20 protein-coding genes are annotated in these 24,039 nt (G+C 40.2%); 16 read left to right on the top strand and 4 right to left on the bottom strand.

The features are described from left to right. Nucleotides 1–6: 6 nt before the first annotated feature. Nucleotides 7–510: a hypothetical protein gene (locus ABN099_RS06130; RefSeq protein WP_349462791.1), complete on the top strand. Its 504-nt coding sequence runs from the start codon at nucleotides 7–9 to the stop codon at nucleotides 508–510. 51 nt (nucleotides 511–561) lie between these two features. Here the strand turns inward: ABN099_RS06130 and yfbR are convergent, their stop codons facing one another. Further along, nucleotides 562–1,143 carry a 5'-deoxynucleotidase gene (gene yfbR / locus ABN099_RS06125; protein WP_349462790.1) on the bottom strand — a complete coding sequence of 194 codons (582 nt, stop codon included), beginning with the start codon at nucleotides 1,141–1,143 and terminating at the stop codon, nucleotides 562–564. Nucleotides 1,144–1,280: 137 nt separating this feature from the next. Beyond that, nucleotides 1,281–2,495 (bottom strand): pyridoxal phosphate-dependent aminotransferase, encoded by a 1,215-nt coding sequence (locus tag ABN099_RS06120; RefSeq protein ID WP_349462789.1) that lies wholly within the window; start codon nucleotides 2,493–2,495, stop codon nucleotides 1,281–1,283. Nucleotides 2,496–3,350: 855 nt separating this feature from the next. Here ABN099_RS06120 and hexA point away from each other — a divergent pair. The 14 genes from hexA (at nucleotide 3,351) to nuoN (ending at nucleotide 20,031) form a co-directional block, all read left to right on the top strand. Further along, a complete protein-coding gene (gene hexA / locus ABN099_RS06115; RefSeq protein WP_349462788.1) occupies nucleotides 3,351–4,268 on the top strand; it encodes a transcriptional regulator HexA in 918 nt (305 codons plus the stop codon). Between the two features lie 814 nt (nucleotides 4,269–5,082). Next, a complete protein-coding gene (locus tag ABN099_RS06110) occupies nucleotides 5,083–5,535 on the top strand; it encodes an NADH-quinone oxidoreductase subunit A (RefSeq protein WP_064720464.1) in 453 nt (150 codons plus the stop codon). Nucleotides 5,536–5,552: 17 nt separating this feature from the next. Then, nucleotides 5,553–6,227, top strand: coding sequence for a NuoB/complex I 20 kDa subunit family protein (locus ABN099_RS06105; RefSeq protein WP_072068608.1), 675 nt, complete (start codon nucleotides 5,553–5,555; stop codon nucleotides 6,225–6,227). 76 nt (nucleotides 6,228–6,303) lie between these two features. Then, nucleotides 6,304–8,100 carry an NADH-quinone oxidoreductase subunit C/D gene (gene nuoC, locus ABN099_RS06100; protein ID WP_349462787.1) on the top strand — a complete coding sequence of 599 codons (1,797 nt, stop codon included), beginning with the start codon at nucleotides 6,304–6,306 and terminating at the stop codon, nucleotides 8,098–8,100. A 2-nt stretch (nucleotides 8,101–8,102) separates the two neighbouring features. Further along, nucleotides 8,103–8,648, top strand: a complete 546-nt coding sequence (gene nuoE, locus ABN099_RS06095; protein WP_349462786.1) for an NADH-quinone oxidoreductase subunit NuoE — start codon at nucleotides 8,103–8,105, stop codon at nucleotides 8,646–8,648. Then, the gene (nuoF, locus tag ABN099_RS06090) at nucleotides 8,645–10,009 is read left to right on the top strand and encodes an NADH-quinone oxidoreductase subunit NuoF (RefSeq protein ID WP_349462785.1); all 1,365 of its coding nucleotides are present in this window, start codon (nucleotides 8,645–8,647) and stop codon (nucleotides 10,007–10,009) included. Before nuoE ends, nuoF begins: the two co-directional genes overlap by 4 nt. Nucleotides 10,010–10,071: 62 nt before the next feature. Beyond that, on the top strand, nucleotides 10,072–12,795 hold the full coding sequence (gene nuoG / locus ABN099_RS06085) for an NADH-quinone oxidoreductase subunit NuoG (protein ID WP_349462784.1): 2,724 nt from the start codon (nucleotides 10,072–10,074) through the stop codon (nucleotides 12,793–12,795). Further along, a complete protein-coding gene (nuoH, locus tag ABN099_RS06080) occupies nucleotides 12,795–13,772 on the top strand; it encodes an NADH-quinone oxidoreductase subunit NuoH (protein WP_349462783.1) in 978 nt (325 codons plus the stop codon). Before nuoG ends, nuoH begins: the two co-directional genes overlap by 1 nt. A 14-nt stretch (nucleotides 13,773–13,786) precedes the next feature. Next, the gene (gene nuoI / locus ABN099_RS06075; protein WP_036935576.1) at nucleotides 13,787–14,329 is read left to right on the top strand and encodes an NADH-quinone oxidoreductase subunit NuoI; all 543 of its coding nucleotides are present in this window, start codon (nucleotides 13,787–13,789) and stop codon (nucleotides 14,327–14,329) included. Nucleotides 14,330–14,341: 12 nt separating this feature from the next. Then, nucleotides 14,342–14,875: an NADH-quinone oxidoreductase subunit J gene (gene nuoJ / locus ABN099_RS06070; protein ID WP_349462782.1), complete on the top strand. Its 534-nt coding sequence runs from the start codon at nucleotides 14,342–14,344 to the stop codon at nucleotides 14,873–14,875. Further along, the gene (gene nuoK, locus ABN099_RS06065) at nucleotides 14,872–15,174 is read left to right on the top strand and encodes an NADH-quinone oxidoreductase subunit NuoK (RefSeq protein WP_349462781.1); all 303 of its coding nucleotides are present in this window, start codon (nucleotides 14,872–14,874) and stop codon (nucleotides 15,172–15,174) included. Before nuoJ ends, nuoK begins: the two co-directional genes overlap by 4 nt. Then, entirely contained in the window at nucleotides 15,171–17,006 is a 1,836-nt protein-coding gene (nuoL, locus tag ABN099_RS06060; protein WP_349462780.1) for an NADH-quinone oxidoreductase subunit L, read from the top strand. Before nuoK ends, nuoL begins: the two co-directional genes overlap by 4 nt. Nucleotides 17,007–17,025: 19 nt before the next feature. Further along, a complete protein-coding gene (gene nuoM, locus ABN099_RS06055) occupies nucleotides 17,026–18,555 on the top strand; it encodes an NADH-quinone oxidoreductase subunit M (RefSeq protein WP_349462779.1) in 1,530 nt (509 codons plus the stop codon). A gap of 6 nt (nucleotides 18,556–18,561) precedes the next feature. After that, a complete protein-coding gene (nuoN, locus tag ABN099_RS06050; protein WP_349462778.1) occupies nucleotides 18,562–20,031 on the top strand; it encodes an NADH-quinone oxidoreductase subunit NuoN in 1,470 nt (489 codons plus the stop codon). A gap of 125 nt (nucleotides 20,032–20,156) precedes the next feature. Here nuoN and ABN099_RS06045 read toward each other — a convergent pair whose 3' ends face one another. Together ABN099_RS06045 and ABN099_RS06040 are read right to left on the bottom strand one after the other, a co-directional pair. Further along, nucleotides 20,157–21,170 carry an alpha-xenorhabdolysin family binary toxin subunit B gene (locus ABN099_RS06045; protein ID WP_349462777.1) on the bottom strand — a complete coding sequence of 338 codons (1,014 nt, stop codon included), beginning with the start codon at nucleotides 21,168–21,170 and terminating at the stop codon, nucleotides 20,157–20,159. Nucleotides 21,171–21,184: 14 nt separating this feature from the next. Next, nucleotides 21,185–22,396: an alpha-xenorhabdolysin family binary toxin subunit A gene (locus ABN099_RS06040; RefSeq protein ID WP_349462776.1), complete on the bottom strand. Its 1,212-nt coding sequence runs from the start codon at nucleotides 22,394–22,396 to the stop codon at nucleotides 21,185–21,187. Between the two features lie 210 nt (nucleotides 22,397–22,606). Here ABN099_RS06040 and ABN099_RS06035 point away from each other — a divergent pair, with 210 nt between their 5' ends. Further along, the gene (locus ABN099_RS06035) at nucleotides 22,607–23,938 is read left to right on the top strand and encodes an isochorismate synthase (protein WP_349462775.1); all 1,332 of its coding nucleotides are present in this window, start codon (nucleotides 22,607–22,609) and stop codon (nucleotides 23,936–23,938) included. Nucleotides 23,939–24,039: the final 101 nt, after the last annotated feature.

Raw genomic sequence — 24,039 nt, 5'->3', positions numbered from 1 at the left:
ATAATTATGAGTATTACATTTCAAACTACTAACAATAGCGGAAAAGTTGTTGGTATAGGTTCTAATGAAAAAAGTAAATCAATTTTTTCAAAATTAGCATCCAGTATTAATAGTATTAAAAATAATATTGCCAATTTTTTTAATGCAACTAAATCGAATGTTACGATAGAAAATCCTATAAATTTAAATCAGATACAGAAAGACTTATTAGGTAAAAATGAAGAGGAAAAAAATATTAGGCAAACTTATAATAAGCACTCATCGAAAAATTTAAAGGAAAGTATTCAAGCAAGTATTTCAAAATATCCACAAGAAATAGAATATAAATCTTTTGAAAACTATAATAATCCACAAGCTGAAAAAATAAATTTAAATAGAAATTTGTGGATTTCAACAGTGATGCGTACAGATGAACCTCAACTAGAAAATAAAGGATCTGTTAGTCGTATTCAGTATGAAAGTTCACCTTACTTCCAGTCTATTAGTAATAAAAATACTTTTAAAAATTAATATTGATTGAAAAATCAGCTTACGATGTTACATCATCATAAGCTGATTTTTTTACTCACTAATCTCATCAAGCGATAAACTAAATCCGGGTACAAAAATCTTCATAAAATAGTCCATTTCAGGGCTATTTCTTTCGGCTAAGGTCTTTTCTAAACGATTCTTTGCCAGATTAAATTCACTATTACCTGCGGCTAACTCTTCAAGGCATTTTAAATAAGCACATAAACTATCAGCTTGTTTTACAATAAACGCCTCTTCTTCATTATGCAGTTGCTCATCAATCAGTGGGCGAAAATCGTCTTGTAGCGCTTCTGGCAGCATTTCAATCAATTTTTGCTGTGCGTATTTTTCTATTTTTTTATATTCGTGAGCAATTTGTGGATTGTGATATTTAATGGGGGTTGGCATATCACCAGTAATGACTTCACTGGCATCATGATACATCGCCTGTAATGCAATACGTTCAGCATTGACATTACCATCAAAGATACGATTTTTTATCACCGCTAAAGCATGAGCAACAAAAGCCACTTGTAAGCTGTGTTCAGACACATTTTCTTGGCGAATATTACGCATTAAAGGCCAACGAGTAATGAGTTTTAAACGAGAAAGGTGGGCAAAAAAGTAACTCATAATATCTCCCAATTGCGTGATTGAAGACATTATTGTGAGTGGTTCAATAACAGATGTAAACGACTTACAAGAATAAAATAAAAAAGACAGCATAATCAGATATCGTGCTGTCTTTTATGTGAGGTGACGATCAGTATTTACTGATGATAACCGGCAATAAAGCGACCAAATTTTTGAATCGCCATATCTAAATCATCTTCACGAGGAAGAGTCACGATACGGAAATGGTCTGGATATGGCCAGTTAAATGCCGTTCCTTGTACTAACAATACTTTCTCTTGTAGTAACAGGTCGAGGATCATCTTTTGATCATCTTTAATACTAAAGCGGTTCAAGTCTATTTTAGGGAACATATATAATGCGCCCATTGGCTTAACGCAAGAAACACCCGGGATTTGGTTAATCAGTTCCCAAGCGCGATTACGTTGCTCATATAAACGACCACCCGGTAGAATAAACTCACTAATACTTTGGTAACCACCTAATGCCGTTTGAATCGCATGTTGCATGGGTACGTTGGCACATAAACGCATCGATGCCAGCATATCTAAGCCTTCAATATAACTTTTAGCATGCTTTTTGGGACCGTTTAAAACCATCCAACCTTGACGAAAACCGGCTACACGATAAGTTTTTGATAAACCATTAAAGGTAACAGTGAGTAAATCAGGCGCCATTGCCGCAATAGAGTGGTGCTCTGCATCGTCATAAAGAATTTTGTCATAAATCTCATCAGCAAAGATGATTAGATTATGTTGACGGGCAATCTCAACGATTTCCATCAAGATATCTTTGCTATATACCGCACCTGTTGGGTTATTTGGGTTGATGATAACAATACCGCGGGTATTGTTAGTAATTTTACTGCGAATATCATCTAAATCAGGGAACCAACCTTGTTGCTCATCACACATATAATGTACTGCTGTACCACCTGATAGTGATACTGCCGCAGTCCATAGTGGATAATCTGGTGCTGGTACTAACATTTCGTCGCCATCATTTAGCAACGCTTGCATGGCTTGGACGATGAGTTCAGAAACACCATTACCAATATAGATATCTTCAACAGTCACATCACGCATATCACGGGCTTGGTAGTGTTGCATGATAGCTTTACGTGCAGAAAACAGCCCTTTGGAGTCGCTATAGCCCTGCGAACTTGGTAGGTTGCGAATAACATCAACCAAAATTTCATCAGGCGCTTCAAAACCAAAAGGTGCCGGGTTACCAATGTTGAGTTTTAATACTTTATTACCTTCTTCTTCCAGACGCTTTGCTTCTTGCAAAACCGGACCTCGAATGTCGTAGCAGACATGATCGAGCTTATTTGATTTTTTAATCTGATTCATAGCACGCTTACCTAATAGGGTATGACTTATATCTACATAGTAACGACATAACGACACATTAGTTCAGAGCGTTATCACTATATAAGATACAAATGAAAAGGCTGTCCCAGCAAAATGACTGTTCTAACACTCTACTCTTACGTTACAAACTTTTGAAGATGTTGAGTAATTTTTGGTGTAAAAGGTCGGTATATTCTAAGAATGTTATTTTGATAACTGATTGTATTGTTTAAGTTAGATGTATGTTCTAGTTTCTTTTAAAATATTGAAGTATTTAACTAGTGAAAAGGGGGTTTTTAGTGTGCGGTTTGAAAATAACTTAGCGTAATACACAGGTTGATGAAATGTTGCATAATCAATTATTGAATAATTTTATTGAGTTTGTATTATCTGACTTAATATATTAAATTTTCAAATATTATGGTTAAATCTACTTTATTCTATAGCAATCAAATAGTTTAAGTATAAATTAAATTTAAATCTTAAATTTAGTTTATAGGGGAAGATACTTAAACGAGAGTGCATAGTTAAGATAATTTAAATTATTTTCAAATTGTTAAAATTTATGAATGGAAAGACAATATAGTATGATCCAAGTCTAACTTGTGATGACGGCTGGCAGTTCTTTCTTGTTAATACTCGAAATGATAATAAAATTTAATTTGTTACAAAAAGATGCAATTCCTTTCTATCTAGGAGGTGTAAACCATAAGAAACAAATGTAAAGTATCCAGTATGTCTTTGCTCTCTTTTTCAGAGTAGAGTACTGTCTAAATCGGAGGTCTCTTTTAGACTTTTGATATAAAACACCAGGTATATGTAATTTAAAAATCAAAAATAAGTGAAGAATAAACAATGATTAATGCAAATCGTCCGATAATGAACCTCGACCTCGATCTGCTAAGAACGTTTGTCGCTGTTGCAGATTTAAACACTTTTGCAGCCGCGGCAGCAGCAGTTTGTCGAACCCAATCTGCGGTAAGTCAGCAGATGCAACGTTTAGAGCAATTGGTTGGCAGAGAGCTGTTTGCCCGCCATGGTCGTAATAAACTTTTAACAGAACATGGCCTACAACTGCTAGGTTATGCTCGTCAAATTCTACGTGCTAACGATGATGCTACGGCTTCATTAACTTATAGCGATGCTGAAGGTGAGTTACGTATTGGCGCTTCAGATGATTCAGTAGACACTTTATTACCGTTTCTACTCAATCGTATTGCGTCAGTTTATCCGCGTTTAGCTGTTGATGTACGTATTAAGCGTTCTCAATATTTTGAGACAATGCTTGATAACCATGAAATTGATTTGGCACTAACAACGGCGCGTATTGGTCATCATCCACGCACCGCGTTACGTACATCGCCTGTTTTATGGCATTGTGCGCCAGATTACCAAATACAAATGAATGAACCACTGCCATTAGTGGTTATGGATGAAACCAATCCATTCCGCCAATTGGCAACCAATACGTTAGATGATGCTGGTATTCAATGGCGCATTGCTTATGAAGCTGCTTCTTTATCAGCAGTTCGTGCAGCAGTGAATGCAGAGGTGGGGATCACTGCACGTCCACTTGAAATGCAAAATGCTGATTTACGTATTTTAGGTGAAAGTGAAGGTTTACCTCGCTTACCAGAAACACAGTATTGGTTATATCGTAATTTCGATGAGCAAAATGAAGCGGTATTAACGGTATTCAATGCTATCGAAAATAAGAAAACACCTTATACAGTAACAGCAGCAGAAGATATTAGCTCGACAGAACTTGAGTAATCACTTTATGCCAAAGTGTTATTTTTAATACCAAGGCATAAGCTACGTTTTAATGTACCGTTAAAAATTAAATAACAGTCAAATAAGACTGAATAGTGATGAATAAGATGAACGGAAATAAGTGCAAGATTTTGCATTTGTTTCCGTTTTTTTATGGTTATTTTTTGTGGTAGTAACATAACTTTAATATTTATGTAAATTAATACATTCATCTTTGTGACATAGTTCTCTCCATCGTCCGCTTATATTTGTTAAAAGAATGTATGCCTTTGACCTCGGTTACACGCTTGTAGGATTTGTTAACAAATAAAAGGTTTGTCTAGGTATTCCTAGAATAAACTCGCAAATTAAAAAGGATATTTGACCTCCTCCACATTATTGGAAAGTTAATTTGTTAAAATTTGGATAAAATTTAAACTGTTTATGTATTTTTTCGACTATTTTGTGAGTTTGATCAAGAAAATAAGGCACATTTGCCTATATTGAGTCAGGTTTTTCCTGAGATACTGGTGTAGTAAAATCGAATTATCGGTTAGACTGAACGTGTTAGCAGAAAATTTGTAGGTTGACTGACACGTTTTAGCATTAGCCAATAATTGGGTGTTAAAATAGCGTGTTAAATTTGTTAAAAAGCGATGGGGAACTGAGTGGTTTATCGCAAAGTTTTCCAAAAAAGAAGAAAGGTTTGAATAGACTGTTATCATTTGTTTAATTAGCAAGTCTGTTCTTTACGCCTTTTTTTTCGTAATTATAAATGTGGTGTAAACCGCCGGATAAGAGTTGGTTAATTGACACCACCTTTGATGAGTAAGCAATGAGTATGTCTACAACCACCGAAGTTATCGCCCATCATTGGGCATTTGCTGTCTTTCTGTTAGGTGCATTGGGGTTATGTTCGCTCATGTTGCTGGGTGCCCGCTATTTAGGCGGACGTGCGCAAGCAAGGGCAAAACATGTTCCTTATGAATCAGGCCTTGATTCAGTCGGCAGCGCTCGTCTGCGCATGTCAGCCAAATTCTATTTGGTTGCTATGTTTTTCGTTATTTTCGATGTTGAAGCACTGTTTCTTTATGCCTGGGCTGTTTCCGTTCGTGAAGTAGGCTGGCTAGGCTTTATTGAAGCGGCCGTCTTCATCGCTATCTTATTAGCTGGATTATTCTATTTAGTTCGTATTGGTGCATTAAATTGGACACCTGTTCGCTCTCGTCGTGAAAGCGCAGGAAATACACACGTTAGATTAACCAGCGGCAAACATCCGCAGCAGTAATAAGCGAGGCATTAGAAATGGATTATACGCTCACCCGCATAGATCCGAACGGTGAGAATGACCGTTATCCCCTGCAAACACAGGAAATTGTCAGTGACCCATTAGATGCTCACGTTCATCGCAGCGTGTATATGGGAAAACTGGAACATGCGTTGCATGACGTTGTGAACTGGGGAAGAAAAAACTCTTTATGGCCGTATAACTTCGGTCTTTCCTGTTGTTACGTTGAAATGGTGACGTCATTTACTGCTGTACATGACGTGGCGCGTTTTGGTTCTGAAGTATTACGAGCATCACCGCGTCAAGCCGACTTTATGGTGGTTGCAGGAACCTGCTTTACTAAAATGGCACCCGTTATTCAACGTTTATACGATCAGATGCTAGAGCCAAAATGGGTTATCTCCATGGGCGCTTGTGCTAATTCTGGTGGTATGTACGACATTTATTCAGTGGTTCAGGGTGTTGATAAATTTATTCCAGTCGATGTGTATATTCCTGGATGTCCACCCCGTCCTGAAGCTTATATGCAGGCACTGATGCTGTTACAAGAATCCATTGGTAAAGAGCGTCGCCCATTGTCATGGGTTGTCGGCGACCAAGGTGTTTATCGTGCCAATATGCAGTCAGAACGAGAAAGAAAGCACGGTGAACGTATCGCAGTTAAAAATCTGCGTACACCAGACGAAATTTAAAGGCTTTTGCCTAAGACGTAACCAGAGCAATGTGTTGCGATCATAGTAACCCTGATCAAAGTTGTGGTGAATAGAAATGACCGATCAGATAGCGCAAAAAGGCGCTCGGCCAACGTGGGAAACAACCGATCATATCGATGATCAGGTTGTTAATGAACTGCGTCAGAAGTTTGGGCCAGATGCGTTTACATTCCAGCCTACTCGCACTGGCATGCCAGTTGTGTGGGTAAAGCGGGAACAACTTATTGAGGTAATGCTATACCTCAAATCTTTACCAAAACCTTATGTCATGCTGTTTGATATGCATGGCTTTGATGAGCGTCTACGTACACATCGTCAAGGCTTGCCAGCAGCTGATTTTTCCGTTTTCTATCACTTGATATCAATTGACAGAAATAAGGATATCATGCTGAAAGTCGCATTAAGTGAAAATGACCTTAATGTTCCGACAATCACATCGATCTTCCCTAATTCCAATTGGTATGAGCGTGAAGTCTGGGATATGTTTGGGATTGTCTTTAATGGACACCCAAATTTACGCCGTATCATGATGCTTCCTGATTGGGAAGGTCATCCACTGCGTAAAGATTATCCAGCTCGTGCGACCGAGTTTGATCCCTATGTGCTGACAAAGCAGAAACAGGATCTGGAAATGGAGTCGCTGACATTCAAACCTGAAGAGTGGGGGATGAAACGCGGTACTGAGAATGAGGACTTTATGTTCTTAAACCTTGGTCCTAACCATCCATCCTCTCACGGTGCATTCCGTATTATTCTTCAGCTTGATGGTGAGGAAATCGTCGACTGTGTACCTGATGTGGGTTACCACCATCGTGGTGCAGAAAAAATGGGTGAACGCCAATCTTGGCATAGCTATATCCCATATACAGACAGAATCGAATACCTTGGCGGATGTGTTAACGAAATGCCTTATGTACTCGCAGTTGAAAAACTGGCGGGTATTGAAGTGCCTGAACGCGTTAAAGTCATTCGTGTCATGCTATCAGAGCTATTTCGTATTAATAGCCACTTACTGTATATCAGTACCTTTATTCAAGACGTTGGTGCGATGACACCAGTCTTCTTCGCTTTTACTGACCGCCAAAAAGTGTACAACATTGTTGAAGCGATTACGGGTTTCCGTATGCATCCAGCATGGTTCCGTATTGGTGGTGTCGCGCATGACTTACCTCGCGGTTGGGAGCGTCTGTTACGTGAATTCTTAGACTGGATGCCAAAACGTCTAGATTCTTACGTAAAAGCGGCACTAGAAAATAGCATCTTAAAAGGTCGTACTATCGGTGTTGCCTCTTATAACTCAAAAGAAGCGTTAGAGTGGGGGGTTACAGGTGCGGGTCTTCGTGCAACTGGTGTAGAGTTTGACGTTCGTAAATGGCGTCCATACTCAGGTTATGAAAACTTTGAGTTTGAAATTCCTGTAGCAAGTAACGGCGACTGTTATGACCGCGTTATGCTTAAAGTTGAAGAATTACGTCAAAGCTTACGTATTCTTGAACAGTGCTATAAAAATATGCCAGAAGGTCCATTTAAAGCAGACCATCCATTGACAACGCCTCCACCAAAAGAGCGCACATTACAGCATATCGAAACCATGATTAACCACTTCTTACAGGTTTCATGGGGTCCGGTTATGCCTGCTAATGAATCATTCCAGATGGTTGAAGCCACTAAAGGGATCAACAGCTATTACTTAACCAGTGATGGCAGCACAATGAGCTATCGTACCCGTATTCGTACACCGAGTTTTGCTCACTTGCAACAAATCCCAGCGGTTATCCGCGGTAGTCTGGTTTCTGACTTGATTGTCTATCTGGGTAGTATTGATTTTGTAATGTCGGATGTGGATCGTTAATCATGCAAAATGAATTTAACCAAAAAGATGATGCAGTGCAGATCGAGATTGTTGATGTCACGCATTCAAAGAAAGCGACGTTTGTGTTAACTGAAGAAGAACGCGCTGAAATTGAACAAGAAAAACATCACTACGAAGATCCGCGTGCAGCGTCTATTGAAGCACTGAAAATTGTGCAAAAGAACCGTGGTTGGGTCGAAGACGGAGCAATTTATGCCATTGCTGATGTGCTTGGGATCCCCGCTAGTGATGTTGAAGGCGTTGCTACGTTCTATAGCCAAATTTTCCGCCAGCCTGTTGGTCGTCACATTATCCGCTTTTGCGACAGTGTGGTTTGCCATATTACAGGTTATCAAGGCATTCAGGCAGCCATTGAAAAGCATCTAAATATCATTCCGGGACAAACTACACCGGATGGTCGCTTTACATTGCTGCCAACCTGTTGTTTAGGTAACTGTGATAAAGGTCCTACCATGATGGTAGATGACGACACACACAGTTATGTCAAACCTGAAAATATTGAACAGTTACTGGAGCAATATCCATGACAGCAATTTCAGGAGTGAAACCGGTTATTCGTAGCGCAGAAACGCATCCGCTTACGTGGCGTTTACGTGAAGACCGTCAGCCTGTATGGCTGGATGAATACCGTGCAACAAACGGTTATAAAGCGGCAGAAAAAGCACTAAAAGGTATGTCACCAACTGAGGTGACAAACGAAGTGAAAGATGCTGGGCTAAAAGGGCGTGGTGGTGCGGGATTCTCAACAGGCTTGAAATGGAGCCTGATGCCAAAAGATGAAAGCATGAATATTCGCTACATCCTTTGTAATGCGGATGAAATGGAGCCGGGTACTTATAAAGACCGTCTTCTAATGGAAGAACTTCCACATCTGCTCATCGAAGGGATGATTATTGGCGCTCACGCACTGAAAGCTTATCGCGGTTATATTTTCCTTCGTGGTGAATATATTGAGGCAGCCAAAAATCTGCGTCATGCAATAGAAGAAGCGAAAGCGGCAGGGTTTTTAGGAAAAAACATCTTTGGTTCAGGTGTTGATTTCGAACTGTTTGTTCACACAGGTGCTGGTCGTTACATCTGTGGTGAAGAAACGGCATTGATTAACTCCCTTGAAGGGCGTCGTGCTAACCCACGTTCTAAACCACCATTCCCAGCAACATCGGGTGCATGGGGCAAACCAACTTGTGTGAATAACGTTGAGACACTGTGTAACGTGCCAGCGATTATCGAACACGGTAAAGATTGGTATATCGGTTTAAGCGCAGGAAAGAGCCCAGACGCAGGGACGAAATTGATGGGTTTCTCTGGCAGAGTGAAAAATCCGGGTTTATGGGAACTCCCTTTTGGTACCACTGCGCGTGAAATTCTTGAAGATTACGCAGGCGGTATGCGCGATGGTCTTAAGCTAAAAGCGTGGCAGCCAGGTGGTGCAGGGACTGACTTCTTAACGGAAGATCATCTCGATCTCCCAATGGATTTTGGCACGATAGCAAAAGCAGGTAGCCGTTTAGGTACTGCACTCGCGATGGCGGTCGATAATGAAATTAATATGGTTTCATTAACCCGTAACTTAGAAGAGTTTTTTGCTCGTGAATCTTGTGGCTGGTGTACACCTTGTCGTGATGGTTTACCGTGGAGTGTTGAAATCTTACGTGCGATAGAAAATGGTAAAGGTCGCCCTGGAGATATCGAAACACTTGAGCATTTATGTCGCTCATTAAGCTCTGGGCATACATTCTGTGCTCACGCGCCGGGTGCGGTAGAACCTCTACAAAGCGCAATTAAATATTTCCGTGAAGAATTTGAGGCAGGCATCATTCAAGAAGATTATACGAATGCCAACCTTATCAGAGGTATTCAGCCTAACTTGCTGAAAGATCGCTGGTAGTTTTTTACGATACATTCTAGGTTTAACGCCTGCAATGCAGGCCTTTGGGAAGCATGCTGACTATGGCTACGATTCATGTAGACGGCAAAGAATACGAAGTTAACGGGGCTGATAACCTGTTAGAAGCCTGCCTTACCTTGGGGCTCGATATTCCTTATTTTTGCTGGCACCCGGCGCTTGGAAGCGTTGGCGCTTGCCGCCAGTGTGCGGTTAAGCAATATCAAAATGCTGAGGATACCCGCGGTCGTTTGGTGATGTCTTGTATGACACCAGCGACTGATGGCACGTTTATCTCTATTGATGACGAAGAAGCGAAGAAATTTCGTGAAAGCGTTGTTGAATGGTATATGACAAACCATCCTCACGATTGTCCAGTTTGTGAAGAAGGCGGTAACTGCCACCTTCAAGATATGACGGTAATGACCGGTCATACTATGCGTCGCTATCGCTTTACTAAGCGTACACATAGAAACCAAGATCTGGGGCCGTTTATTTCTCATGAAATGAACCGGTGTATTGCTTGTTACCGCTGTGTTCGATATTACAAAGATTATGCTGATGGTACTGATCTTGGCGTCTTTGGTGCGCATAACAACGTCTATTTTGGACGTGTTGAAGATGGCACATTAGAGAGCGAATTTTCAGGTAACCTTATCGAAATCTGCCCAACGGGTGTATTTACCGATAAAACACACTCATCTCGCTATAACCGTAAGTGGGATATGCAGTTTGCACCAAGTATTTGCCAAGGCTGTAGCATGGGTTGTAACACAAGCCCCGGTGAACGTTATGGTGAATTACGTCGCATTGAAAACCGTTATAACGGAACGGTAAACCGCTATTTCCTCTGTGACCGTGGACGTTTTGGCTATGGTTATGTGAATTTAGCAGACAGACCTCGCCAACCTAAAAAACGTTTAGGTAGCAGCTGGTTAGAAATCAATGCACTGCAAGCAACACAAGCCGCAGCTGATATGCTGAAAAAAGGTCAACGTGTTGTGGGTATCGGTTCACCTCGTGCAAGTATTGAAAGTAACTTTGCACTACGCGAAGTCGTTGGTGCTGAGAACTTCTATAGTGGCATTTCAGCAGCAGAACAAAAACGTTTAACGCTAATGCTTGATATTTTACAAAAAGGCGGTGTTCGTACACCATCTTTACGCGAAATTGAAAGCTACGATGCGGTACTGGTGTTAGGTGAAGACTTAACGCAAACCGGTGCACGCATGGCACTATCTGTTCGCCAAGCGGTGAAAGGTAAAGCGCGTGAAATGGCGGCAGCTCAAAAAGTGGCTGATTGGCAAATTGCGGCGATTATGAATATCGGGCAACGTGCTAAATACCCACTGTTTGTTACTCATGTTGATGAAACTCGTCTTGATGATGTTGCTGCGTGGAGCTATCGCGCACCTGTTGTTGATCAAGCGCGTTTAGGTTTTGCTATCGCTAACACTATTAATGGTGAAGCGCCTGCGGTTGACGGCATGGATGAAGCGCTGAATAAACATATCGATATGGTTGTTCAAGCACTCTCTCAAGCGAAAAAACCATTAATTATTAGTGGTAGTCATGCAGGTAGCGAAGATGTCATCAAAGCCGCTGCGAACATTGCTTTTGCATTAAAAGCAAAAGGTAATGACGTTGGTCTTTCTTATGTTGCAGATGATGTAAACAGCATGGGATTGGCAATGATGAATGCGCAACCACTCGATGATGCATTAAAAATCATGCGTAGTGGTCTGGCTGATACCGTTGTGGTGATAGAAAACGATTTATATCGTCATTACGATGCCGATGCGATTGATGATGCGGTTGCTAAAGTAGATAACTTTATTGTTATCGACCACCAGCAAACTGAGATTATGGCAAAAGCACATCTTGTGCTACCTGCTTCTTCTTTTGCTGAAAGTGACGGTACCGTGGTTAGCCAAGAAGGTCGTGCACAACGTTACTTCCAAGTCTATGAGCCATCATTCTATAACAAAGAAATTGTTATGCATGAGAGTTGGCGCTGGTTGAACGGTATTGATTCACAGTGGCATGAAAGAACGTTGGATTGGACACAGTTAGACAATGTGATTGAACATTGTGCAGCACGTCTTCCACAGTTTGCGGGTATTGTTGATGCAGCACCAAATGCGGCATTCCGTATTCGTGGACAAAAACTGGCACGTGAACCACATCGTTACAGTGGTCGTACATCAATGTTGGCGAATGTCTCTGTTCATGAACAGCGTCAGCCAAAAGATATCGACACTGCATTTGCTTTCTCAATGGAAGGAAATAACAGCCCAACCGCTCCTCGTCAGCAAATTCCATTTGCATGGGCACCGGGTTGGAACTCACCACAAGCATGGAATAAATTCCAAGCAGAGGTGGGTGGAAGCTTACGCTTTGGTGATCCGGGTGTGCGTTTAATCGAAACAAATGAAAACACACTAGGCTATTTCGCTGAAATTCCTGCGCCATTTAGTGCGGAGAAAAATCAGTGGAAGGTGGCACCTTATTACCGTCTATTTGGTAGTGAAGAGTTATCACAACGCGCTGAGGTTATCCAATCTCGTATGGAAACCGCTTATTTAACCTTAAGTGAATCAGATGCTAAAGCATTGGCATTAACTCAAGGACAACAAGCGATGTTTACTTACGAAGGCCGTGAATTTACTTTACCGGTGAAAATCAGTATGCACCTTACTCAAGGGCAAATTGGTTTACCGTTAGGTATGGCGGGGATCTCCCCATCACTGGCGGGTGCATCGGTTCGTCATCTGCGGGGTATTGCATAATGAGCTGGTTATCTCCTGAAGTTACAGAGATTTTACTCACTGTCTTAAAAGCCGTGGTGATCCTCCTTGTGGTGGTCACTTGTGGTGCTTTTATGAGTATGGGTGAGCGTCGCTTACTGGGTCTGTTCCAAAACCGTTACGGACCTAACCGTGTGGGTTATGCAGGTTCTGCACAGCTAATTGCGGATATGATCAAAATGTTCTTTAAAGAGGACTGGATCCCGAAATTTGCTGACCGCTTTATCTTTACCATTGCACCTGTTATCGCATTTGCATCTTTATTGCTCTCTTTTGCAATAGTGCCAGTCAGCTCAACGTGGGTTGTTGCTGACTTAAACATCGGTATTTTATTCTTCCTGATGGTCGCAGGGCTTGCGGTATATGCCGTATTGTTTGCTGGCTGGTCAAGTAATAATAAATATTCGCTGTTAGGTGCAATGCGTGCATCAGCACAAACTGTAAGTTATGAGGTGTTTTTAGGGCTCTCTATCTTAGGGGTTGTAGCGCAAGCAGGGTCATTTAACTTAACTGATATTGTTAACTCACAATCAACTGTCTGGAATGTTATTCCTCAATTCTTTGGCTTTATTACCTTTGCGATAGCGGGTGTTGCGGTATGTCACCGTCATCCATTTGACCAACCAGAAGCCGAGCAAGAATTAGCAGATGGTTACCATATTGAATATTCCGGTATGAAATTCGGTCTGTTCTTTGTGGGTGAATATATCGGTATCGTTGCGGTTTCAGGCTTAATCGTGACGCTGTTCTTTGGTGGTTGGCAAGGACCTTTCTTACCGTCATTCGTTTGGTTTGCACTGAAAACAGGATTCTTCATGATGATGTTTATCCTTATTCGTGCCTCTTTACCGCGTCCGCGTTATGACCAAGTGATGTCGTTCGGTTGGAAAATTTGCTTACCGTTAACTTTAATCAATCTGCTGGTAACTGCTGCAGTGATACTTTACAACGCTCAATAAGGGGTGATTGAACCATGACTTTAAAAGAGTTATTGACTGGTTTCGGCACCCAGGTACGAAGCATTTGGATGATAGGCTTACACGCCTTTGCCAAACGCGAAACACAGATGTACCCGGAAGAACCTGTCAATGTTGCACCACGTTATCGTGGACGTATTGTATTGACGCGTGATCCTGATGGAGAAGAGCGTTGTGTTGCTTGTAACCTGTGTGCAGCAGTGTGTCCAGTTGGTTGTATTTCATTACAGAAAGCCGAGCATGAAGATGGTCGTTGGTATCCGGAGTTTTTCCGTATCAACTTTTCTCGCTGTATCTTTTGTGGGTTATGTGAAGAAGCTTGTCCGACAACAGCATTGCAATTAACACCTGATTTCGAGATGGGTGAATTCAAGCGTCAGGATCTGGTTTATGAAAAAGACGATCTGTTGATTTCAGGGCCGGGCAAATATCCTGAATATAACTTTTACCGTAAAACAGGTATGGCGATTAACGGCAAAGATAAAGGTGAAGCGGATGATGAAGCTAAACCTATCGATGTCAAAAGCCTGTTACCGTAAGGAGCGATATTCATGGAATTTGCATTTTACATAGCGGGACTGATTTCAATCCTTGCAACACTAAGAGTCATAACGCATACCAATCCAGTACATGCTTTGTTGTATCTGGTTATTTCGTTAATCGCGCTCTCTGTGGTTTTCTTCTCACTTGGCGCTTACTTTGCAGGTGCATTAGAGATCATCGTTTACGCAGGTGCCATTATGGTGCTGTTTGTGTTCGTTGTGATGATGCTCAACTTAGGTAAAACCGTTGTTGATCAAGAGAAACAGTGGTTACAACCTAAGTATTGGATTGGTCCTGCACTGTTATCTCTCGCTTTATTAGCGGTACTGATTTACGCGATTAGTAGCGTGACACATGGTGAGATTAGTGGCGAAGTGATTGGTGCTAAAGAAGTCGGTATTAGCCTGTTCGGACCTTATATTCTGGCAGTTGAGTTAGCTTCAGTGCTCTTATTGTCAGGGTTGATTGTCGCTTATCATATTGGTCGTGATCAGAGCCATGATGACCTCGTCGAAAACGAAAATGCAGGGGAGCAAAAATGATACCTCTTCAACATGGTTTGATCTTGGCTGCGGTACTGTTTGTGTTAGGTTTTACCTGCTTAGTACTTCGCCGCAACCTGTTGTTTATGTTGATCGGACTAGAAATAATGATTAATTCAGCTGCACTGGCATTTGTTGTCGGCGGTAGCTTTTGGGGTCAAACTGATGGTCAGATAATGTATATTCTGGCAATCAGCTTGGCAGCGGCAGAGGCAAGTATTGGCTTGGCATTGTTGTTACAACTTCATCGCCATCGTCAAAACCTCAATATTGATACAGTTAGTGAGATGCGCGGATGAATATACTCTATTTAACCATTCTGCTACCACTACTGGGATTTTTACTGCTCGCTTTCTCACGTGGTCGTTGGTCTGAAAACGTATCAGCATGGATTGGTACAGGTTCAGTTGGTTTATCAGCATTAACAACGCTTTGGGTTGGTATGGATTTCTTTGCTCAAGGGCAAGAAACTCAAGTACAAACATTATGGACATGGATGGCAGTAGGGGATTTCAATATCCCATTTACCCTTGTTCTTGATGGTTTGTCATTAACCATGCTGGGTGTTATTACGGGTGTTGGTTTCTTAATTCATATGTATGCATCTTGGTATATGCGTGGTGAAGAGGGGTATTCTCGCTTCTTTGCTTATACCAACTTATTTATTGCGAGCATGGTGGTGTTAGTTCTCGCAGATAATATGTTACTGATGTATATGGGTTGGGAAGGGGTTGGTCTGTGTAGCTACCTATTAATTGGCTTCTATTACAGCAATCCAGCTAACGGCGCTGCCGCGATGAAAGCATTTATCGTAACGCGTGTTGGTGATGTGTTCTTAGCTATCGGTATGTTTATTCTTTACGACCAGTTAGGTACATTGAGCTTCCGCGAAATGGCAGTACAAGCACCATTACTAATGGAATCAGGCTCTACGGTTGTTAACTGGGCAATGTTAATGGTATTAGGTGGTGCAGTCGGTAAATCAGCACAGCTACCATTACAAACTTGGTTAGCAGATGCGATGGCAGGTCCTACACCTGTATCTGCATTAATCCACGCCGCAACCATGGTAACCGCGGGTGTTTACTTAGTTGCACGTAGCCATGCACTGTTCTTAATGGCACCGGAAGTACTGGAATTAGTCGGTATTATTGGTGCTGTAACCTTAGTATTAGCCGGCTTTGCCGCGCTGGTACAAACGGATATCAAACGTATTCTCGCTTACTCAACCATGAGCCAAATTGGTTATATGTTCTTGGCTTTGGGTGCACAGGCATGGGATGCGTCAATTTTCCACTTAATGACACACGCTTTCTTTAAAGCATTACTGTTCTTATCAGCAGGCTCGGTGATTGTTGCCTGCCACCATGAACAGAATATCTTTAAGATGGGCGGTTTACGTAAGAAGATCCCATTTGTGTATGCTTGCTTCTTAATTGGTGGCGGTGCGTTATCCGCATTACCACTGTTAACAGCAGGGTTCTTCAGTAAAGATGAAATCTTATGGGGTGCGTATTCAAACGGGCATTTTAATATGATGCTTGCAGGGTTGATTGGTGCGTTGTTTACATCACTTTATACCTTCCGTTTGATTTTCATCGTATTCCATGGTGAAACCAAAACCGAAGCACATCAAGTTAAAGGCTTTACACATACTTTCCCATTAGCGGTATTGGCTATTTTATCAACCTTTATCGGTGCGTTGATTACTCAACCTCTGGGCGCTGTTTTCCCTGAAGGTACAGCATCGCATGATGGCAAATATGTGTTAGAAGTGCTTTCTGGTGTGGTAGCGATTGTGGGCGTTGCCATTGCAGCATGGTTATATCTGAAACAGCGTCAATGTGTTTCTCAGGTTGCCAATACTCGTACAGGTCGTTTCTTCTCAACATGGTGGTTCCATGCTTGGGGATTTGATGCGCTGTATGAAGTGCTGTTTGTCAAACCTTATAAAGGTGCGGCATGGCTTATCCAAAACGATCCTGTTAATCAATTCTTTAACGCTTTCGGTTGCCTATTTAAAGGTGCCAATAAAGGATTGAGTTTCAGTGAGAATGGATTAGCACGTTGGTATGCGGCTTCTCTCGGTTTAGGTGCAGTGCTGGTTATCGCTCTGCTGCTTCTGGTTTAATTAAGGGACACATTGCGCCATGTTATTACCCTGGCTAATACTTATTCCCTTCATCGGTGGTCTGCTAAGTTGGCAGGCTGAGCGAATCGGCTCGCAAATCCCTCGCTGGGTTGCGTTGCTGACGATGGGATTAACACTCGTTATTTCTGTGCAACTCTGGTTGCAGGGCGATTATCATCTTATCAGTGCTGATGGAGCACCACGTTGGACAGAGTTTTACTTTGTACCGTGGATCCCTGCTTTAGGGATTAATATCCAATTTGCACTTGATGGCATGTCATTGCTGATGACTGTATTGACTGCGATTTTGGGTATTCTAGCAGTACTCTCTTCGTGGAATGAAAATCAGCCATCACAAGGGGCTTTCCATTTTAACTTGCTGTGGATCTTAGCAGGTGTTATGGGCGTCTTCTTGGCAACGGATCTATTCTTATTCTTCTTCTTCTGGGAAATGATGTTAATCCCAATGTATTTCCTTATCTCTTTATGGGGACACAAAGGAAGTAGCGATAAGAAACACGTTAGCGCAGCGACTAAGTTCTTTATCTATACACAGGCAAGTGGTCTGTTAATGCTATTGGCAATTATTGGATTAGCGGTAGCGTTCTATCGTGAAACAGGAATTTGGACCTTTAGCTACGACACATTATTACAAGCACATACTGTATTAGGTTCTGAACTACAATTTATCCTGATGCTGGGTTTCTTTGCTGCTTTTGCGGTAAAAATGCCTATTGTTCCTGTTCATGGCTGGTTAGCGGATGCTCACGCAGAAGCACCAACAGCAGGTTCTGTTGATTTATCAGGTATTTTGTTAAAAACAGCGGCTTATGGTTTATTGCGTTTTAATTTACCGCTATTCCCAGAAGCTTCTGCGCTGTTAGCACCTGTTGCTATGTGGTTAGGTTTAATCACCATTTTCTACGCGGCACTGTTAGCGTTCCGTCAGACTGATATTAAACGTCTTGCGGCTTACAGTAGTATTTCTCACATGGGCTTTATCGTTATTGCGATTTATGCTGGCTCTGTATTGGCGTACCAAGGTGCGATTATTCAAATGATCACCAATGGTCTGTCAGCCGCAGGTCTATTTATCATGTGCGGTATGCTGTATGAGCGCTTAGGTACTCGTGATATGAACCAAATGGGTGGATTGTGGAAAAGCATCCGTTTCTTACCAGCGTTTTCACTGTTCTTTGCTGTTGCCTCTTTAGGTATGCCAGGAACAGGTAACTTTGTTGGTGAGTTTATGATCCTATTTGGTACTTATGGTCAATTTAAACTGATCACGATTATTTCGGTCTTTGGTTTAGTCTTTGCCTCAGTTTACGCACTGTGGATGATGCAACAGGCTTACTATGGTTCACCGAAAACAGCTGAAAGAACCTATAAAGGGTTGGATCTGAGAGAATTTATTATCCTGATGTCGTTAGTTGTCATGCTGGTTATCTTGGGCTTCTTCCCACAACCAGTATTAGATACTTCAATATCGGCGATGGAAAATCTCCAGACTTGGTATTCCGCTTCTATCTCAACTGTAAGGCCGTAATTCGCCATGACAATAACTCCTCAACAACTGATCGCACTGTTACCGCTGTTGATCGTCGGATTGACGGTGGTGGTTGTGATGCTGTCCATTGCGTGGCGACGCGATCATTTTACGATTGCCACTTTGACAGTCACCGGTTTTATCATTGCGCTAGGATCGCTCTACTATGTTAATGCGTTAGGCGTGGTAGATGTGACAACACTCTATCATGTCGATGGATATTCCAGTTTCTTCACCGCACTGATTATTATTGCGGGAATTGGAACCATTGCGTTTGCTTATCCTTGGTTAGAAGGTTATCAAGATAACAAAGAAGAGTTTTATATGCTGGTCGCGATAGCGGTAGTCGGGGGGATTTTACTCTCTTCTGCACACCACTTCGCATCGATGTTTATTGGTATTGAATTACTGACATTACCGCTGTTTGGTCTTATCGGTTATGCATTCCAACAACGTCCATCACTGGAAGCAAGCATAAAATATATGCTGCTTTCAGCGGCGGCATCGTCTTTCTTGTTATTTGGTATGGCACTGCTTTATGCCGAAGCAGGAAACCTATCGTTTACTGCAATGGGTCAAAGCTTAAGTGACAGCAATATCCACAAACCTTTAGTATTAGCAGGTTTAGGGATGATGCTGGTGGGTATCGGCTTTAAATTGTCGTTATTCCCATTCCAATTATGGACACCAGATGTTTACCAAGGCGCGCCAGCACCAACAGGTGCGTTCTTAGCAACCGCAAGTAAGATTGGAATTTTCGCCGTTGTTATGCGTCTATTCCTTGAAGCACCTGCGGCAGATAGCGAAACCTTACGTATGATCTTAGGTTTCATGGCAATTGCCTCTATCTTGTTTGGTAATATCATGGCGCTGACACAGAAAAACGTAAAACGTTTACTGGGTTACTCTTCTGTATCGCACCTTGGTTATCTGTTAGTCGCACTGATTGTGTTGCAATATAGCCCTGTACTTGCACAAGAGACCGCTGAGATCTATTTAGCAGGTTATTTATTTGCCAGTTTAGGTGCATTTGGTGCCATTGCAGTTGCTTCTAGCCCATATCGTGAAGGTGAGCTTGAATTACTTGAAGATTACCGTGGGCTATTCTGGCGTCGTCCGGCTGTTGCACTGGTGATGTCGCTGATGATGCTATCATTAGCGGGTGTGCCAATTACGTTAGGCTTTATTGGTAAACTGTATGTCATTATTGCAGGTATCGATTCTAGCTTATGGTGGTTAACTGGCATGGTCGTATTAGGTAGTGCAATTGGTCTTTTCTACTACCTACGCGCTGCTGCGATAGTTTTCTTACGCAAACCAGACAATGACAACACACCAGTGATTGCAACTACTTCACAAAATATGGCTGCTTTTGTTGCGCTAATTTGTGCGATAGTTGTCATTGCATTAGGTGTTTGGCCACAGCCATTAATTGAATTAACTAACTTTGCGATTATTTCTCCTGCGGTGAATTAATATCAGCGAGTCTTAGTTAACTTAAGAAAAAGCCTGATTTTTAATCAGGCTTTTTTATTGCTTAACGTCTAGCGGGGTTAGTTACAGCTAATTTGATGCTTACAATAAAAATGCACAGTAACTAATTAATAATCATGAAGAAACTTATCTAAAAATAGAATATGAGGAGAAATAATATTATTAGTATTTGATATATTATTTTTTAATTGTGTTAGTTGATTGATTAGCGATAGCCAATATTTGTCAAGTAAAGCGAGTTGGTTAGTTAATGAGCTTAGGTGAAGCACTATATTTGTTAAAGAGTGATAATGTGTCAACGTAAAAATAATGACACGTTTTTGATTTTCTAGCTCAGTCAGATTTTTGATTTTAGCGATGTAATCATCAATAAGCTGATGTCGCGTCTCTACAATTTTTTGATATGTGAATCCTTTATCAAGTTGAGAAAAAAACTCACCTAGTAATTCTATCAGCATTCTTAATATATTCTTTCCAGAACTATCAATATTTAATGTAGTAATTGTCTCTTTAGATGGAATGCCAACATTAAAGATATCATTAATACTTTCATTATTAATAACATCTTCACCTTTAGTAATAATATCAATTTTATCCTTAATATTAGTTATTTTTCCTTTTTCGATTAATATTTTGTTACTAATTTCAATGGACGATTTTTCTTCATTAATAATTAATAAATTAATTTTATCTTTTAATATTATTCCATTTAAAGAGTTTCTTTTAATGTTTATTTTATGCCTGTGATTATTTATAATATCAATAGATTCATCAATATCTTCTTTGAAAATATTTTCTATTATATTTTTTTCATTTTCAAGTTTTTTTGAAATTTGTGGAGGAAAGTCTTTTCTCAATATTTCATTATTTATTTCACCAATTGTATTTATGGTCTCTGTTAGTAATTTCTGCTTTAATCTACTTTTCATTAATATTGAAAAGTTAACAATAGTATCTAATGTTTTATTATTTTCAATATATATAGAAGTTAATTCATCGTTTAATTCATTACTGTTTCTAGATAACTTTGCACTGAGTTGACGAATTTTTTTTACAGTGTTAAAAAATAGATGATGTTCAAATTTATCTTTGGTATCCATATGATTGTTAATTTTGCTCATAACTGTTCCTTTAGTTATTTAGATGCATAAAAGGTGGATAATGCTTCATCAAATATAGCGATCATCTCTTTTGAATAACCGATGACCATATACCAAGGTGCAATCATTTTTTCTAAATAAATACTGAAACGTATAAGCTCCATTGCATTATCTACTTTTCTCAAGTTTGTCAGAGAGGCGTTAATTTCAGTTAATGTTGCTTGCCACATATATTCAAGATGCTCTAATGCCATGTTAGCATCTTCAATATATTGCTCAATTTCATCAAGGTCAGTATGAAGTTTTTGTAAGCATGATGAGATCTTGGAATAGTGTTTTATTTCACTATTAACTTGATTGAGCCTATCAATCATCTCATTCTTTTTCTTACGAGTTTCTTCTGCTTTAGCACCAAAAATACCTCCTGTAATAATCACACCAATAATACCAAAAGCTAATCCGGTAAAAGCGAGTTTAACAAACTGTTTATACTCTTCCTTCAACATTTCGATTTCATTTTCTAGCAAGGTTCTTTCTTCAATTAGCATGGTATCATTACTATTAAGGTGTTCATTGATAATTATTTTTTTATTGATTACCTCATGATAAATGGATTGATTAAATGTGCCATTACTACTCTCCCCACCAATAATTTTCATTCTAAAATCATAAATCATATCTTTTAATTTTAATGTTTTTTCGTATTCATTATTGATATCACTCTTCATGCTTTCTAATATAGTGATCAGTTGGGTGGTAACTTCTTTATCTTGCTGTGTATATTTAAAATTAGAAAACTCATTATCTGATATATCTTCTATTCTTGTGTTTATTTTACTTAATAATGGCATTTGGCTAATAAATAATAAAACCTGTTCTCCTGTTGTCGTTATTTCCCTTCCTATAATTTCAAGGTCGATAGCTTGTTGTTTAATAGAGTACTCTATTTTATTCCATTCAAAAGCATGTTTTCTCATTTTTAAAAAGAGAGCTTGAATGTTATCTGGGGAAATTTGAGAATCCTTAATATCATCATAACCAAGAAATTCAACAACTGCCTCTTTTTGATAAGGCAGTATTAATACTTTATCAATATAAGTTTTGATTTTATTAAGATCATAAGAAGTGAAAATACCAGGGTTACGTCCTCCATCAATATTTTTTCCTAGTATTAAACTCAGTGCAACTTCAGGTAGATCTACTTTTTCGATGATTTTATCGACATGGTCAAAGATGGCTTTATCCATATAACCTCTCTTAGGTATAATTATTTTTAATTCTATGGCATGATTTTGAAATGACCCATTTGTTATTTACAGATAGCGAGTTAACGCTTCTACTTTGTAACATGAAAAATACAAAACTTTGATAAATGACAAAGGTTATAATTAATCAGCTCTTTGATAATTCTTATAGAGACGTATAATCTCCCTTTTAATTAGTTGTGGGTATTTGGAGTGGAAAAGGTTAAGCCTGTGTTTTCGACACTGTACGAAAAAGTTAAAAATATAAATCAGACAGCACAAGGTAATCTTTTACATCTGAAAGTCACCTTGGCGTCAGACGTTTCATTTTCGCTACTTTCTTGGCTTGCAGCTCAGACGTATTATCCTCAGTTTTATTGGCAACATCGCGATGAATATGAGGAGGTCGCTGTTTGTGGGCAATTACGTTGCTTTAATCACATTCATAATGCACGAGAGTTTTTAAGTGCTCATAAAAATGAATCTAATAGTGATGATGTCCGTATTTGGGGATTAAATGCGTGGGATACCATTATTCCTGGGCGAATTGATCAACAAACTGGGGATGATGCTTACCTTTTCTTACCCAGAATTGAAGTAAGACGTCAGCAACAACAACTTTCAGTTCATATCAATCTATTGGGTGAAGAAGATAGAGAAGATGCATTAACTTTTCTTCGTTCATTAAACGATGAATTAGAAATTGCACCACTTTCTGTTTCTGTTACCTCAGTAAAACACTCTTTAACTCAAGCTCAGTGGGTTAACTATTTAGATCTGGCTTTACATGAGATTGAACAAGGGACTTTCGAGAAAGTTGTTCCTGCAAGAGCAACTTGCTTAACACTTGATAATCCACTTAAAGCCATTCAATTTATGAAAGCAAGCCGTGATGTTAACCATCACTGTTATCACTATATGTTGGCTTTTTCTCCTTCTGATGCTTTTATTGGTTCATCACCAGAGCGATTATATCGTCGTGATGAGAAACAACTCTATACCGAAGCATTGGCAGGAACAGTAGCAAGTTCTGACAATGAGCAACAAGCTACAGCGTTTGCTGAGTGGCTGATGAATGACAAAAAAAACCAACATGAGAATTTAGTGGTCGTTGATGATATTTGTCAGCGTCTACAAGGTGGCATTGAAGGTATTGATGTTTCGCTAGCGGATGTGATTCGACTACGTAAAGTGCAACATCTTCGTCGTTATATCCACGGTAAACTTATTAATGCAGACGATGTTGACTGTTTAAAACGCTTGCAGCCGACTGCCGCAGTGTGTGGTTTACCTCGAACGGTTGCACGTGCCTTTATTCATCAGCATGAACCCTTTAAAAGACGTTGGTATGCGGGTTCTGCGGGCTATTTAGGATTATCTCATGCAGAGTTTGCCGTTAGTTTACGTTGTGGCGAATTACACGATGAGACATTAACACTTTATGCGGGTGCGGGGGTTGTCGCGGGATCATCTCCGCTGCAAGAGTGGGATGAAATCGAAAATAAAGCCGCTGGATTACGCACTTTATTGCAAGAAAAAAAATAATATTGTGCCGATTAATGCCTTGAACAAAATAGTGTCAACAGGGTGAAACATAAATGAGTAGTATTATTTGGCGCAGCTATTTAGTGCTACTTTCTAAATAA

Source organism: Proteus hauseri (assembly GCF_040139125.1).
In the GTDB taxonomy this organism is placed as follows: domain Bacteria; phylum Pseudomonadota; class Gammaproteobacteria; order Enterobacterales; family Enterobacteriaceae; genus Proteus; species Proteus hauseri_B.
Note: the sequence above shows the minus strand (reverse complement) of the source record. Positions and strands in the feature narration are given on the sequence as shown.

Coding starts and splice junctions, on each gene's coding strand:
- ABN099_RS06130 (WP_349462791.1), top strand. CDS start 7: ATGAGTATTACATTTCAAACTACTAACAATAGCGGAAAAGTTGTTGGT.
- yfbR (WP_349462790.1), bottom strand. CDS start 1,143: ATGAGTTACTTTTTTGCCCACCTTTCTCGTTTAAAACTCATTACTCGT.
- ABN099_RS06120 (WP_349462789.1), bottom strand. CDS start 2,495: ATGAATCAGATTAAAAAATCAAATAAGCTCGATCATGTCTGCTACGAC.
- hexA (WP_349462788.1), top strand. CDS start 3,351: ATGATTAATGCAAATCGTCCGATAATGAACCTCGACCTCGATCTGCTA.
- ABN099_RS06110 (WP_064720464.1), top strand. CDS start 5,083: ATGAGTATGTCTACAACCACCGAAGTTATCGCCCATCATTGGGCATTT.
- ABN099_RS06105 (WP_072068608.1), top strand. CDS start 5,553: ATGGATTATACGCTCACCCGCATAGATCCGAACGGTGAGAATGACCGT.
- nuoC (WP_349462787.1), top strand. CDS start 6,304: ATGACCGATCAGATAGCGCAAAAAGGCGCTCGGCCAACGTGGGAAACA.
- nuoE (WP_349462786.1), top strand. CDS start 8,103: ATGCAAAATGAATTTAACCAAAAAGATGATGCAGTGCAGATCGAGATT.
- nuoF (WP_349462785.1), top strand. CDS start 8,645: ATGACAGCAATTTCAGGAGTGAAACCGGTTATTCGTAGCGCAGAAACG.
- nuoG (WP_349462784.1), top strand. CDS start 10,072: ATGGCTACGATTCATGTAGACGGCAAAGAATACGAAGTTAACGGGGCT.
- nuoH (WP_349462783.1), top strand. CDS start 12,795: ATGAGCTGGTTATCTCCTGAAGTTACAGAGATTTTACTCACTGTCTTA.
- nuoI (WP_036935576.1), top strand. CDS start 13,787: ATGACTTTAAAAGAGTTATTGACTGGTTTCGGCACCCAGGTACGAAGC.
- nuoJ (WP_349462782.1), top strand. CDS start 14,342: ATGGAATTTGCATTTTACATAGCGGGACTGATTTCAATCCTTGCAACA.
- nuoK (WP_349462781.1), top strand. CDS start 14,872: ATGATACCTCTTCAACATGGTTTGATCTTGGCTGCGGTACTGTTTGTG.
- nuoL (WP_349462780.1), top strand. CDS start 15,171: ATGAATATACTCTATTTAACCATTCTGCTACCACTACTGGGATTTTTA.
- nuoM (WP_349462779.1), top strand. CDS start 17,026: ATGTTATTACCCTGGCTAATACTTATTCCCTTCATCGGTGGTCTGCTA.
- nuoN (WP_349462778.1), top strand. CDS start 18,562: ATGACAATAACTCCTCAACAACTGATCGCACTGTTACCGCTGTTGATC.
- ABN099_RS06045 (WP_349462777.1), bottom strand. CDS start 21,170: ATGAGCAAAATTAACAATCATATGGATACCAAAGATAAATTTGAACAT.
- ABN099_RS06040 (WP_349462776.1), bottom strand. CDS start 22,396: ATGGATAAAGCCATCTTTGACCATGTCGATAAAATCATCGAAAAAGTA.